Source organism: Lutimaribacter marinistellae (assembly GCF_042648365.1).
GTDB classification, from domain to species: Bacteria; Pseudomonadota; Alphaproteobacteria; order Rhodobacterales; family Rhodobacteraceae; genus Lutimaribacter_A; species Lutimaribacter_A marinistellae.
This window is the reverse complement of the sequence record NZ_JBHRXI010000004.1, coordinates 392,760-406,759: the sequence shown is the minus strand read 5'-3', so window position 1 is coordinate 406,759 and position 14,000 is coordinate 392,760. Positions and strand designations below refer to the sequence as shown.

Below are 14,000 nucleotides of genomic sequence, written 5' to 3'. Positions count from 1 at the left end.
AGGGTGGCCCGGCCGTTCAGCCGGGCCTGATTGTCATCAGTTCTGGGCGACACCGTGCAGGCGGATCATCCCGTCCGGATAAGGCGTAAAGCCCGACACGCTGTCATCCAGCGCCCAGATCCACACCGGATGGTACAGGTAGATGATCGGCATATCCTCCTGCTGCAGGGCGACGGCCGCGTTGTAGCTTTCCTTGCGGGTGGCCACGTCCGTCGACAGGCGCGCCTCGTTCAGGGCGGTGTCCATGTCCGGGTTGGAATACTTGGAGTCGTTGATCCCGCCACCGGTCGTCATGAACTGGTGGATGTTGCCATCTGGATCGACGCGGCCCGACCACCCGATCTGGCTGGCGGTGTAATCGCCTGCCGACTGGTCGGCCAGCAGTGTCGCGAACTCCTTGGCGGCAAGCTCGATGGTGATGCCAGCCTCGGCGGCCATCGCCTGGATCACCTGCATGACCTGCGTCTGCACGGGATTGTTGGCAACCTGCACCTCGATGGTCAGCCCGTCGGCAACTCCGGCCTCGGCCAGAAGGGCCTTGGCGGCGTCGATGTCACGCTGGGGTACCGGGAAATCGGCATTGTACCACGGCGACGCGGGCGAGAATGGCTGGTTGCCGGGCGCAAACGCCCCTTCGAACACAACCTGGTTCAACGCCTCGCGGTCGATCGAAAGCGACAGCGCCTGCCGGACGAGTTTCGATTCCGCGAGCGGCCCTGTCGCGCCCGCTCCGTTCGCCACGTTGATCGTCATGCCCTGGTAGCCAAGCGAGGTGGCGCGCTCCAGCTGCAGCCCGTCATCGCTCTCGACCGATGCGACATCGGTCGCGGCAAGGCGTTCGAGCATGTGCAGATCGCCTGCGCGCAGGTTCGCAAGGCGGACCGTGGTGTCGGGGATCGGCAGGAAGGTCACCGAGTCGAAGTTGATCTCGTCCGCACGGTAGTAATCGGCGAATTTCTCCAGAACGATGCGGTCCTGCTGGATACGTTCGACGAACTTGAAGGGCCCGGCGCAGACAGGGTTCAGACCGAAATCCTCACCCGCGTCCTGGAAGGCGGTCGGCGACAGCATCATGCCCGAACGGTCGGCGAACTGCGCGATCAGCGTGGCATCCGGCGACGCCAGGGTCATCTTGATCGTGTACTCGTCCACGACCTCCCAGCTCTCGATAGAAGCGACCTCGGACTTGCGGCGCGAGGTTTCGAGGTTCTTGGACCGGTCGATATTCGCGGCGACCGCCTCGGCGTTGAACGGCGTTCCGTCATGGAACATAACGTCATCACGCAGGTTCATGGTCAGTTCGGTGCCGGCCTCGTTCCATTCCCAGTCCGTGGCGAGCATCGGAATGATCTCGAGGTCGGGCGTGATGTCCACCAGCTTGTCGCAGAGCGACGCATAGACGATCCGGCCAACGAAGGTGCGGGACTGGTCGGGGTCCAGCACGTCGGGATCTTCCTGCAACCCGATCCTGAAATCCTGGGCATGTGCCATGCCCGTTCCGAGCGCCAGCAGCGCCGCGGCCGTGAGTGTTCTACCGATACGCATTATGAATTTCCTCCTTGTTGAACTGTTTCCTGTTCGGTGAGTGGGTCCTGCCCCTCGCGTGCGGCGCTGTATATGTCGAAGCGTCGCGCCGCCGCTGCGCTGCGCCTTTCTGCAACGGGCTGGATTCCCTTCAGCGCCAGATTGCCGGTGAAATGGCACGCGGCCTTGCGCCCATCTCCGAGATCGCGAAGCGGCGGTTCCTCTGACCGGCAGCGCGCCTCGGCATAGGGGCACCGCGTGTGAAACCGGCATCCGGGCGGCGGTGCGATCGGGTTGGGCGGGTCGCCCTCGACCGCGACGCGCGCCTTGCGCGCCCCGACCGACGGGATCGGAATCGCCTCCAAAAGCGCCTCGGTATACGGATGCGCCGGTGCCTCGAACAACGCGTCGGTTGGCCCCGTCTCCACGATCTTGCCCAGGTACATCACGGCCACGCGGTCGGACATGTGCCGGATCACCGCCAGATCATGCGCGATCACGATCATGGTCAGCCCGAACTCGTCCTTGAGATCTTCGAGGATGTTGATCACCTGCGCCTGGATCGAGACATCCAGCGCGCTGACCGGTTCATCCCCGATCAGGACCTTCGGGCGCGTCACCAGTGCCCGCGCAATCCCGATCCGCTGCCGCTGTCCGCCGGAAAACTCGTGCGGGTAGCGGTCCGCATGTTCCGGCCGCAGACCCACTCGTGTCAGGATACGGCCAACCGTGGCGCGACGCTCTTCCGCCGTGCCGATGCCGTGCGTCTTCAGCGGTTCCTCGATCAGGGCTCCCACTGTCATCCGGGGGTTCAGCGAAGAAAACGGGTCCTGAAAGATGAACTGGATTTCGGACCGAAGGTCGCGCAGGTCAGCCTCGGACAGTCCACCGATATCCTTGCCACGATACGAGACCTGCCCCGCGCTGGGCTCGATCAGGCGCACCAAAAGGCGGGCAAGTGTAGACTTTCCACAGCCGGACTCCCCCACGATGGCAAAGGTCTCGCCCTCTGCTACGGACAGGTCGACACCGTCGACTGCCCGCACCACCGTCGGTTCACCGAAAAGCGGCTTCCTGGTCACGAACTGCCGCTTCAGCGCGCGCGCCTCAAGGATGCTCGGGGTGGTCATGCGCTGCGCTCCTGTCGCTCTGCCATGGCCTCTTCCAAAGGCGCCCGCCAGCAGGCGACGCTATGCCCCTGCGCAATCTCGCGGCCCGGTGGCGCCACCGCGCAATCAGGCCCTACAAAGGGGCATCTTGCGGCAAAACGGCAACCTGACGGCATGTCCGTCGGGCTCGGGACGCTTCCGGGGATGGTCACCAGCCGGCTTCGCGCGCCGCCGAGCGCCGGCATCGAACTGATCAGGCCAAGCGTGTAGGGGTGCTGCGGATCGTCAAAGATCTGGGCCGTACTCCCGGCCTCTACGATCCGCCCCGCGTACATGACGGCAACCTTGTCGGCCATCTCGGCCACCACGCCAAGATCATGGGTGATCATGATGAGCGCCGCATCGCTCTCTTCTGATAGGTTGCGCATCAAATCCAGGATCTGCGCCTGTATCGTCACGTCCAGCGCGGTCGTCGGTTCATCCGCGATCAGCAGCGACGGATCATTGGCCAGCGCCATGGCAATCATCGCCCGCTGACGCATCCCGCCCGACAGCTGGTGCGGATACTCGTCCAGCCGTTTTTCGGCGGCGGGAATGCCCACGCGTTCCAGCATCTCGACCGCTCGCGCCCGCGCGGCCTCGGTTCCCAGCCCCTGATGCACGCGCACCGACTCGGCAATCTGTTCGCCGATTTTCAGCGCCGGGTTCAGAGACGACATCGGCTCCTGAAAGATCATGGCCATGCGCCCGCCGCGGACCTGGCGCAAGCGATCCTGCGACAAGGCGAACAGGTCTTCGCCCTGAAACAGCGCGGTCCCAGCAGTGCGGCGCAGCGGCGGGGTCGCCAGCAGACCCATCAGGGCCAATGCCGTCAGGCTCTTCCCGCATCCGGACTCTCCGACAATGCACAGCGTTTCACCGGGGTCGAGCGTAAAGGAAACGCCGTCGACGATAGGTTCCGGGGCCGCCCCGATGCGCAATTCAAGGTTCGCAACCTCAAGAAGCGGCGTGCCGGACCCGGTCATTTCGGTGTCTCCTCAAGCGAGGTTCGCAGATTGGTCAGTAGCGCCTCAAGGTGTTGTCGCATCGCGTCAAAGGCCGCCTTTCCGTCCCGTTTTTCAATCGCGTCGACGATCTGCTGGTGCTGCGTGTCATACAGTGTCATGGTCTCGGGCGTTCTCGCCCTGTGGCGCTTGGCCTGCCATTCAGAGCCAACGCGCACTTCGTCGAGGATCGCAAACGCCGTCAGCATGACCGGGTTTCCCGCAATCCGCGCGATGGCCCGGTGCAGCGCGCCGTCCCACAACTCCGCCGTATCCGCGTCAATCGGGTGCGAGGCACGTTGGGCCAGCTTGCGAAGGCGTTGCACATCCTCGCCCGTCGCGCGCAGCGCGCAGAGTTCGGCCAGCGCCGGTTCGATGCAGATCCGCGCCTCCATGACGACAACAGGGTCCGCTTGCGGCGCGATTTCGGCGGCCAGCGCGCCTTTGGGGTCGGGCGGCTGCCCGGCAAACGTGCCCTTGCCCTGTTTGCGCCAGATCAGCCCCTCGGCCTCCAGCGCATCCAGCGCCCGCCGGATGGACCGCCGCCCGCACCCCAGCTCGGCCGCAAGCTCGCGTTCCGTCGGCAGCCGTCCATCGGCCGGAAGCTTTCCGGTTTCGATGATCTGCCGGATCGCCGCGATGGTCGCCGCCGAATTGTCTGTCTGGTCCGGAACGTAGTTCAAGGCTCTTGCCACCCGTCAGGTCGGAGCATTTACGAATTGGTTACGAACCAAATAAGCATTGGTTCAGTCGGGCGAGTCAAGCGTGGCATCCGGTTTTTCTGCAACCGATTTCATCAAGCTGACGATGTTGCTCAAAATTTAGGCGCTCAATTCCTGGCCGGATGGCCTTTGGAAAAACGATCTCCGGAATGGCCTCACGCGGTTCGAAGAGGCCTCAAGCTCCTGAAGGAGATAAAAAAAGAGCCGCCAACTAGACGTTGGCGACTCCAATCACTTGAATGGCTCCAACCCGTGGGTCGGGCGCAATCTCTCAACCGTCGATGATCGCGTTCAGCGTCTGGCTGGGGCGCATCACGGCAGCGACCTTTTCGCGGTCGGGATGGTAGTACCCGCCCAGGTCGACCGGTTTGCCTTGCACCTCGGACAGTTCCTTGAGGATCTGCGCCTCGTTCTCTTGCAGTTTCAGCGCGATGGGTCCGAAATGCGCGGCCAGTTCGGCATCCTCGTCCTGTGCCGCCAGCGCCTCGGCCCAGTAGCGGGCGAACCAGTAATGGCTGTCGCGGTTGTCCGGTTCACCCACCTTGCGGCTGGGCGAACGGCCATCGTCGAGGATACCCTGCGTCGCCGTCTCGGCCGCACGGCCCAGAACGTCGGCCTTGGCATTGCCCTGACCGTCGGCGAGGAACTTGAAAGATTCGCCCAGGGCGCAGAACTCGCCCATCGAATCCCAGCGCAGGTGGTTTTCTTCCTGCAACTGCTGCACGTGCTTGGGGGCCGAACCGCCGGCACCGGTCTCGAACAGGCCGCCGCCATTCATCAGCTTCACGATCGACAGCATCTTGGCCGAGGTTCCCAGTTCGAGGATCGGGAACAGGTCGGTCAGGTAGTCGCGCAGCACGTTGCCCGTGATCGCGATGGAGTCCTTGCCCGCCGTGATCGTCTCAAGGCTCTGCCGGGTCGCCTCGCGCGGTGCCATGATCTTGAACTTGTCGGCCACGCCGGCCTTCTCCAGCGCGGGCGTCACGTATTTGATCAGCTCCGCGTCATGCGCGCGCTTCGCATCCAGCCAGAAAATAGCCTCGGACCCGGTCAGCCGCTGACGGTCCATCGCCAGTTCGATCCAGTTCTCGATCGGCGCCTTCTTGACGGTGCAGGCACGCCAGATGTCACCTTCCTCCAGCGGATGCTCGTGCAGTGTCTCGCCATTGGCCAGAACGATGCGCATCACGCCGTTGCCCGGTGCCTCGAAGGTGGTGGGATGGCTGCCGTACTCCTCGGCCTTCTGCGCCATCAGGCCCACATTCGCCACGGCCCCTGCCGTGGTGGGGTCAAGCGCGCCATTGGCTTTGAAGAACTCGATGGTCTCGTCATAGACCGGCGCATAGCAGTTGTCGGGGATGACGCAGTTCACGTCGCCCTTGTTACCCTGGCTGTCCCAGCCCTTGCCGCCCGCGCGGATCACCGCGGGCATCGAGGCGTCGATGATCACGTCCGAGGGAACATGCAGGTTGGTGATGCCGCGGTCGCTGTCGACCATGTACATCTCGGGGCGCTCGGCGCGCACGGCTTCGATGGCGGCCATGATCTCGGGCTTGTCCTTGACCTTGTTCAGCAGGTCACCCATGCCCGAATTGGGGCTCACGCCCAGCGCCTTCAACTCGTCGCCGAACTTGTCGAACACCGGCTTCAGCCACGCCTTGACCGCATAGCCAAAGATGATCGGGTCCGAGACCTTCATCATCGTGGCTTTCATGTGCAGCGAGAACATGGTGCCGTCCGATTTCGTATCCTCGATGGCTTCGCCAAGAAAGGCCGAAAGCGCCTTCACCGACATGAAGGTCGCGTCGACCACGGTACCCTCGTCCAGCGTCCAGCCACTTTTCAGCACTTCGGGCTTGCCGGAAATGCCCACGAACTCGATCCGTGCATCGCCCGCCTGCGCGGCAGTCAGCGTGGCGGATTTCTCATTGGCATAGAAATCGTTGCCGGGCATCGAAGACACTTTGGTCTTGCTGCCCTTTTCCCACTTGCCCATCGAATGCGGGTTCTTCTGGGCATAATTCTTGACAGCCGCCGCCGCGCGACGGTCCGAGTTACCTTCGCGCAGGACCGGGTTCACCGCCGAGCCCTTGATCGCGTCATACCGCGCGCGGATCTCCTTTTCCTCGTCGGTCGACGGCTCGTAGGGGTAATCGGGAATGTCATAGCCCTGCGCCTGCAATTCCTCGATCGCGGCGACCAGCTGCGGCACCGAGGCCGAGATGTTCGGCAGCTTGATGACATTGGCGTCGGGCGTCTTCACGCGAACGCCCAGCGTGCCAAGATCGTCGTTCTGGCGCTGCGCGTCGGTCAGTTTCTCGGGGAATGTCGCGATGATTCGTCCGGCCAGCGAGATGTCGCGCGTGCCCACCGTGATACCCGCCGCCGATGCAAAGGATCGGATGATCGGCAGGAAGGATGCCGAGGCAAGCTCCGGCGCTTCGTCTACAATGGTATACACAATGTCGGGGTTCGTGTGATCTGCCATGGTCCCTTACCTTTTTCGGCCTTTCTGGGGCGTGAGAGCGGTGACGCGGACGCGCCACGGCGGGGAGAGGCCGCCGGGGGCCCGGCCTGCGGGCTGTCGGCGGTGAATGTGACGCGCCTCCCTTAGTACAGGCAGGGCGCGCGATCAATCGGATGGCCCCGCGCAAATTGTCCCAAGGGCGCGCATGCCGTAGGCGCGCGACATCCGGCGCGCCTTTCTGCTCAAGTGACGCGGCCAGCCACATTTGGCGTTTCGCGTCCGGCCCGACCGGATATAACAGGTCTCCCGAACCATCGCAGGAGACCGAATTGGAGCCCACAGCCCGCATCGCCCGCACCATCGCCACCGAGATCGCCGCCCGCCCCGAACAGGTCGACGCCGCGGTCAAGCTTCTCGACGGGGGCGCGACCGTCCCTTTCGTTGCGCGCTACCGCAAAGAGGTCACCGGCGGGCTGGACGACACCCAGCTGCGCACGCTGTCGGACCGGCTCGATTACCTGCGCGAGCTCGAGGCGCGGCGTGAGACGATCCTCGGGTCGATCAAGGAACAGGGCAAGCTGACGGACGATCTGGCGAAATCCATCGCCGGCGCCGAGACCAAGGCCCAGCTCGAAGACATCTACCTGCCTTACAAGCCCAAGCGCCGCACCAAGGCGATGATCGCCCGCGAAAACGGGCTGGAGCCGCTGGCCGAGGCCATCCTCGCCGACCGGCAGGCCGACCCCGAGGCGTTGGCGGCGAGCTATCTCTCCGATGCGGTGCCCACGGTCAAGGATGCCCTGAACGGCGCGCGCGACATCATCGCCGAGCGTCTGACCGAGGACGCCGAGCTTCTGGGTACCCTGCGCGAGCACATGCAGAAAGAGGCGGTGCTCAGCGCCAAGGTGATCGACGGCAAAGAGGCCGAAGGCGCCAAGTTCAGTGACTATTTCGCCCATGCCGAGGCCTGGTCCAAGGTGCCGTCGCACCGCGCGCTCGCCATGCTGCGCGCCCAAAAGGAGGGGATCGTGACGCTCGACATCGCCCCGCCCGACCCAGAACAGGTCGAGGCGATGGTCGCCGCGCGACTGGGCGCGCGCGGGCAGGGCGCTGGCGACGCCTGGCTGCGCAAGATCGCGGGCTGGACCTGGAGGGTCAAGCTCTCGCTGTCGATGATGGTCGACTTGATGGGCGATCTGCGCGCCCGCGCACAGGACGAGGCCATCGCCGTCTTCGCCCGTAACCTCAAGGACCTGCTCTTTGCCGCGCCCGCCGGGAATCGTCCCACGCTGGGCCTCGATCCCGGTATCCGCACAGGCGTCAAGGCAGCGGTGGTCGATGCCACCGGCAAGCTGGTGGCGACCGACACGCTCTATCCGTTCCAGCCGAAAAACGACCTGCGGGGCGCACAACAGACGATCCTGCGGCTGATCGCACAGCATGGAGTCGAACTCATCGCCATCGGCAACGGCACCGCCAGCCGCGAGACCGAGCGCATGGTCGGCGAGGCACTGAAATTCCTGCCCAAGGGCGTCACCCCGCCGACCAAGGTGGTGGTGAGCGAGGCCGGCGCCTCTGTCTATTCCGCATCGGAACTCGCCGCGCGCGAATTTCCCGATCTCGACGTCTCCTTGCGCGGCGCGGTTTCCATCGCGCGACGCCTGCAGGACCCGCTGGCCGAACTGGTCAAGATCGAACCGCGCAGCATCGGGGTCGGCCAGTACCAGCACGATGTGGACCAGCACCGCCTGTCGAAATCGCTCGAAGCGGTGATCGAGGATGTGGTGAACGCCGTCGGCGTCGATCTCAACACCGCCTCCGCGCCGCTGCTGGCCCACGTATCCGGCCTTGGCCCCGGCCTGGCCGAGGCCGTGGTCAGCCATCGCGACCTGAACGGCGCCTTCCGCTCCCGCAAGGACCTGCTCAAGGTCTCTCGCCTTGGGCCGCGCGCGTTCGAGCAATGCGCCGGCTTCCTGCGCATCCGCGACGGGGCCGAGCCGCTCGACGCCTCAGCCGTCCACCCCGAGGCCTATGACGTGGCGCGCAAGATCGTCTCGGCCTGCGGGCGCGATATCCGCCAGATCATGGGCCACGAGGGCGCGCTGAAAGGCCTCCGCGCCGAACAGTTCGTCGATGACCGTTTCGGCCTGCCCACCGTGCGCGACATCCTGGGCGAACTGGAAAAACCCGGCCGCGACCCGCGTCCCAGCTTTCAGACCGCCAGCTTTGCCGATGGCGTCGAAGAGATCACCGACCTGAAACCCGGCATGGTGCTCGAAGGGACGGTCACCAATGTCGCGGCCTTCGGTGCCTTTGTCGATATCGGGGTGCATCAGGACGGTCTGGTTCATGTCAGCCAGCTTGCCGACCGCTTCGTGAAGGACCCGCACGAGGTTGTGAAAACCGGGCAGGTGGTCAAGGTGACGGTCGTCGAGGTCGACGTGCCGCGCAAACGGATTGGCCTGACCATGCGCAAGGATGGCGGCGCCTCGGCCCGCGAGGACCGTCAGGCGCGCGGCCCCGCCAAGGATCGCGGCCCCGCACCCAAACGCAATGCCAAGCCGCAGCAGAAATCCGACACCGGCGGTGCTCTGGGTGCCGCGCTGCGGGACGCGATGCGCTCGCGCTGACCCGACCCGTCCCGGGGCGATGACACGCCCCGGGCTAGGCTCTGTCCCACCGAACGCCTCGCCGCAGTTGCAGACCGACCCTGTTGCGTCGCATGCTGATCGCATCGTGCGTCAGGGAACGGGAGAAGGTCCGGTGCAAAAGCCCGCAGGTGGTGGTCCAAGCAGCCTTTTGGTGATTGCCCTTGCGATCAGCGCGGGCATTGCCCTGTGGGGCATTCTCGATCCCGCGGGCCTTGGCCAGATGGCATCGAACGCCGTTTCCGCCCAGTTCAACAGCCGCGGCTGGTTCATCATGCTCGAGGCGAGTGGGCTGCTCTTTGTCGCGATCTTTCTGGCCGCATCGCGGTTTGGCGATATCCGCCTCGGCCCCGACGACGCAGAGCCGGAGTTTTCCCGCCCCGCATGGATCGCGATGCTGTTCGCCGCGGGCATGGGGGTGGGCCTCCTGTTCTATGGCGCGGCCGAGCCGCTGACCCATTTCGAGACGCTTCGCGGCTTTTCGGGCGATCCTCGCGCGGCGGGAGAGGCGATGTTCGTGACCTACCTGAACTGGGGGTTTCACGCCTGGGCAATCTACGGCGTCGTCGGGTTGATCATCGCCTATTTCGCGTTCCGGCGCGGCCAGACCTTGCTGCTCAGTGCGCCGCTCGTTGACGCGCTGGGCGATGCGACATGGACGCGTGCGATGGGCTGGGTTTTTGACCTGCTTTCCATCGTGGCGATCGCCGTGGGCCTTGCAGGTTCGCTGGCGATGGGGGTGTTTCAGATCCAGGCAGGGCTGGCCGGGCTGATCGGTGTCGAAACGCCATCGTCGCTGACATTGCCGATCTTTGCCGCGATGTGCATCGCCTTCACGATCCCGCTGCGCCGCGATCTGGGCAACGGCATGGCCAAGCTGTCCAATGCGGCCATGCTGATTGCGATCGGGCTGCTGGCATATCTCGTGATCCTCGGGCCCACCTCCTACATCATGAACGGCATCGTCTCGGGGTTCGGGCGCTACGTCTTTCACGTCGTACCGGCCGGGTTCACGACCGTCGAATTCTTCGAGCCAGAGATCGGTGGCTGGTTCCAGGACTGGACACTCAACTACATGATCTGGTGGCTGGCATGGTCGCCCTTCGTCGGGATCTTCATCGCGCGCATCTCGCGGGGCCGCACGATCAGGGAATTCCTCGCCGGTGTGATCGTCGCGCCCACGATTTTCTCGATCCTCTGGTTCGGCGGATTCGGTGGTCTGGGCTTCTTTGACGCGCTGCGGCAGGACGCGGCGCTGTCGGCCATCAACCGCGAGAACATCGATGCGACGACTTTCGCCCTGCTCGAGAAATTCCCGCTCGACGTGCTGACACGCACCGCCACGGTGATCGCCGCGTTTCTCTTCGTCGTGACCAGCGTGGTCAGCGCCGGTTTCACGCTGGCCATGATCGGCACCGGCGGCGACGAGAACCCCATCCCGCGCGTCCGCACCATCTGGGGTGGCGTGCTCGGCGCTCTCGGGCTTGCCATGGTGCTGGTCGGCGACATCAGCCTCGTCCGCTCGATCATTGCGCTGTCCGCAATCGCTTTCGTCTTCATCGTCCCGATCCTCGTCATCTGCCTTTTCCGGGTCCTGAAAAAGGAGACACGCCCATGATCGGCGGTGGCATCGACACCCTCCTGAACATCACGGTCTTCGCCTATGTCGGCTTCCTGATCTGGATCGCATCACGGCCCGACGGCTGATCACTGTTCACCTTGGGCCGGGGTGGTACAACGATGTACAAAACGGTCGATCGACCCCGCAGAGCCTGTACATAACGGTCAAAACAGGGGGTACTGCGCCGTACCCCCCCTTTGATCGAACCAAAGAAAAAGGCGCCTCTTTCGGGTGACGCATTCTGCGTGGTGCTGTTTTTGCTATGCGAGCTGAGTGAAGCCTTCCCGCCATTCGCCATTGGATCTCGCTTTGCTCTGCACCTGTGAAGTCACGCGGAAGAAAGGACGGAAGGCCGCCAATCGCGGCACTTCGATCCAACCCCCGCTTTCAAGGTCTCCGTAGGCAGAATGCTGCTATTCAGGGGTCGTTAGGCCTCGACCATCTGGCGGTGAGTCTTTCCTGAACGCAACCGGGCTCACCCCGGCCCTCGCCTTGAACGCCCGCGAGAAGTTTGACGGGTTTGTGTAGCCTAAACGAACTGCGATCTCGGAAATCTCAAGCTCGCCGGAGGTCAGTAGCTCCTGCGCTCTGACATGGCGCAAGTCGTTTCGAATGCCAGCCACGCTGGTACCGGCGTTCCGAAGGGTCTTCTGGAGTTTCCAGGCCGGAACGCCAATGGCGGCCGATACCTTTTCGAGCCCGAACTCAGGGTCAGAAAGGTGCTGATCGAGCAATCGGCGCACCCTTTCGCCAAGATCCAGAACACCAATGTCAGGAAGGCCGACATCAGGAACATCGGGCAACGGAGTGATTTCTCCAAGCTCTCGATCCAGCCAGTCCGACGGAAAGCGAAGGGTCATACCGCTTGCGCCCGCGATGACGTTCGTGCGTAGCAGAATGTCGTTCGGAACAAGGTCTGCGTCCGGCGTCATCGCGATGCAATCGAGTTCAGTCATGTCGGCTCCGCGAGACTGTCGCAAGAGCTCGACGAAGAACGCTGTCGCCATGGCATCAGCGAAGCGGGCGCTTTCCGAAACCCCTTTCGAGCGATTTAGTTTCCAAAGGGCGATGCGCCCCTCGATTACCAGCCTGTAACTTGCCGCGCCTCCCTGTTCTTCGGCGATGACACTGAACTGTCTAAAGAAGTCCCAGACAGTCCTACAGCTCGTCAGGAGCGGGTTTATCGGCGCCCATCCCCCACGCGCCATCCGCTGGCCAATTCGGGCGCAGAGAAAGGGATCTCCCATTTGCCCGGTTGCCCATTCCAGAAAACCATAGATCCTGTCGGCCGGCAGCATCGTCGCAGGGTCATCCAATCGCTCCGACGCGATCGACAACTGCCCAGTGAGGACCTCCTCCGAGCACCCCTGTGCCCTCATCGCGTCCAGAACTGGATGCAGAAAGGCGATGCTCATCACAGGGGGCGATTGCGCGCTCATGCGCTGTGCCTAACACCATAAGGTATGTACATATCAAGTTCCTCCATTCATTTCGCGCGAGAATTCTTGGTAGGGAGTCGCCAAATGAAGCGCGCGAGCCAAGCGCACGAGCTATGTTAGAAAAAATTTCTCAGCTCGGGAGACCTCATGAAGCGCCTGTTGTCATCGCTGTTCGTCAGCGCAGTATTTGGCACGACCGCAATCGCCAGCGAGGAAAGCAAGACTTGGGATGCCTCGGACGAGGCCAGGCAGTTCGTTATGGATACGATCGTGATCGGCATGCTGGCCAGCCCCTATGGCACCGGCTGGACTGAGTACAAACAGCTGCACGATTACTTCGACCTCGCCCGCGAAAATGGCATCACCGGGCACGAGATGACGCTGGCCGCTGCGGACATGAGCTTCGATACCCTGCTCGAACAGCATTACCACTTCCGTGCCGCCATGGCGGAGCAGTCGGACAAGTTCATAATCGTCAACGAGACGCGCGATATCGAGGCGGCGCATCTCCAGGGCAAGACAGCGGTTATCTGGAACAGCCAGACGGCGACGATCCTCGATGGCGACCTGAAGAAAATGGCGTTGTTCAAGGATATGGGGATCAAGTCGATGATCCTTGCCTATAACGATGTCTTCCGGACCGGCACCGGCCAACTCTCGGCGCAAAAAGGGCTGGATATCGGCCTGACGCCGTGGGGCAAATCGGTGATCGACGAAATGGTGCGTTTCGGCATTCTGCTCGATCTCAGCCATACCGGGTCGAAGACTGCCAATGACGCCATGGATTACGTGGACGAAAACTACCCTGGCGTGCCCTATGTCTACACTCATTCCGTGCCGGCCGGGCTCTACAAGGACGAGCCAAATGCCACGCCGCAAGGCTGTTATCGCGCCATCCCCGATGACGAGGCGATCCGGGCCGCGGAATCAGGAGGTTACGTCGCTCCGACATTCACCGAGTGGATGATGGACGGGATCTGGCCGGAGGATATCTCACCCGCGCAGGCCGCCGACATGATCGACTATTACGTCAAGCTTGTGGGTGTGGACCATGTGGGCATCGCCACCGACGACATGTTTTCGACGGAACTGGTGGTGAACTTCGCCAAGGCCAATGCGGCGATGTATGACGATGGAGGCTACATGATCGACGCCTTCAACAAGGGGGCCACAGGCAATGGCGAGTTGGCCAAGATCCTCGCTGCCATCACCGACGATCTCTGGGCGCGCGGCTACTCCAACGAAGATCTCGCCAAGATCTATGGCGGCAACAAAATGCGGGTCTACGCCCAGGTCTGGGAAGGCAAACCGCCCGAGCAGTTCCTTGCGGAATACCCGGAGCGCCTGCGCATTCGGGAGGAAATGAGAAAGGGCTTCTTTGCCCGTTGATTTGAAGGCCCGGTTTCCGAATGGCGGCCGGGCATTGC

The 14,000-nt window shown here is 63.3% G+C and carries 9 protein-coding genes; 3 read left to right on the top strand and 6 right to left on the bottom strand.

The window, feature by feature from the left end; genetic code table 11:
• Window positions 1–36: 36 nt before the first annotated feature.
• The 5 genes from ACFORG_RS06470 to ACFORG_RS06450 form a co-directional block, all read right to left on the bottom strand.
• Window positions 37–1,545, bottom strand: a complete 1,509-nt coding sequence (locus ACFORG_RS06470) for an ABC transporter substrate-binding protein (protein WP_386734567.1) — start codon at window positions 1,543–1,545, stop codon at window positions 37–39.
• Window positions 1,545–2,654, bottom strand: a complete 1,110-nt coding sequence (locus tag ACFORG_RS06465) for an ABC transporter ATP-binding protein (RefSeq protein ID WP_386734566.1) — start codon at window positions 2,652–2,654, stop codon at window positions 1,545–1,547. Before ACFORG_RS06465 ends, ACFORG_RS06470 begins: the two co-directional genes overlap by 1 nt.
• A complete protein-coding gene (locus ACFORG_RS06460) occupies window positions 2,651–3,658 on the bottom strand; it encodes an ABC transporter ATP-binding protein (protein ID WP_386734565.1) in 1,008 nt (335 codons plus the stop codon). Before ACFORG_RS06460 ends, ACFORG_RS06465 begins: the two co-directional genes overlap by 4 nt.
• A complete protein-coding gene (locus ACFORG_RS06455; RefSeq protein WP_386734564.1) occupies window positions 3,655–4,359 on the bottom strand; it encodes a FadR/GntR family transcriptional regulator in 705 nt (234 codons plus the stop codon). The genes ACFORG_RS06460 and ACFORG_RS06455 overlap by 4 nt, the downstream gene beginning before the upstream one ends.
• 310 nt (window positions 4,360–4,669) lie before the next feature.
• Entirely contained in the window at window positions 4,670–6,886 is a 2,217-nt protein-coding gene (locus ACFORG_RS06450) for an NADP-dependent isocitrate dehydrogenase (RefSeq protein WP_386734563.1), read from the bottom strand.
• A 308-nt stretch (window positions 6,887–7,194) separates the two neighbouring features.
• Between ACFORG_RS06450 and ACFORG_RS06445 the strand changes: the two genes are divergently transcribed.
• Window positions 7,195–9,495, top strand: coding sequence for a Tex family protein (locus tag ACFORG_RS06445; protein ID WP_386734562.1), 2,301 nt, complete (start codon window positions 7,195–7,197; stop codon window positions 9,493–9,495).
• Between the two features lie 133 nt (window positions 9,496–9,628).
• On the top strand, window positions 9,629–11,131 hold the full coding sequence (locus ACFORG_RS06440; RefSeq protein ID WP_386734561.1) for a BCCT family transporter: 1,503 nt from the start codon (window positions 9,629–9,631) through the stop codon (window positions 11,129–11,131).
• A gap of 416 nt (window positions 11,132–11,547) precedes the next feature.
• Here the strand turns inward: ACFORG_RS06440 and ACFORG_RS06435 are convergent, their stop codons facing one another.
• Entirely contained in the window at window positions 11,548–12,573 is a 1,026-nt protein-coding gene (locus tag ACFORG_RS06435) for an AraC family transcriptional regulator (protein WP_386734560.1), read from the bottom strand.
• 147 nt (window positions 12,574–12,720) lie between these two features.
• Between ACFORG_RS06435 and ACFORG_RS06430 the strand changes: the two genes are divergently transcribed.
• Complete coding sequence (locus ACFORG_RS06430) at window positions 12,721–13,962, top strand: dipeptidase (RefSeq protein WP_386734559.1); 1,242 nt, start codon at window positions 12,721–12,723, stop codon at window positions 13,960–13,962.
• The last annotated feature ends 38 nt before the right edge of the window (window positions 13,963–14,000 follow it).

Excerpts from the sequence above, each read along its gene's own strand:
- ACFORG_RS06470 (WP_386734567.1), bottom strand. The coding sequence starts at position 1,545 with ATGCGTATCGGTAGAACACTCACGGCCGCGGCGCTGCTGGCGCTCGGA.
- ACFORG_RS06465 (WP_386734566.1), bottom strand. The coding sequence starts at position 2,654 with ATGACCACCCCGAGCATCCTTGAGGCGCGCGCGCTGAAGCGGCAGTTC.
- ACFORG_RS06460 (WP_386734565.1), bottom strand. The coding sequence starts at position 3,658 with ATGACCGGGTCCGGCACGCCGCTTCTTGAGGTTGCGAACCTTGAATTG.
- ACFORG_RS06450 (WP_386734563.1), bottom strand. The coding sequence starts at position 6,886 with ATGGCAGATCACACGAACCCCGACATTGTGTATACCATTGTAGACGAA.
- ACFORG_RS06435 (WP_386734560.1), bottom strand. The coding sequence starts at position 12,573 with ATGAGCGCGCAATCGCCCCCTGTGATGAGCATCGCCTTTCTGCATCCA.
- ACFORG_RS06430 (WP_386734559.1), top strand. The coding sequence starts at position 12,721 with ATGAAGCGCCTGTTGTCATCGCTGTTCGTCAGCGCAGTATTTGGCACG.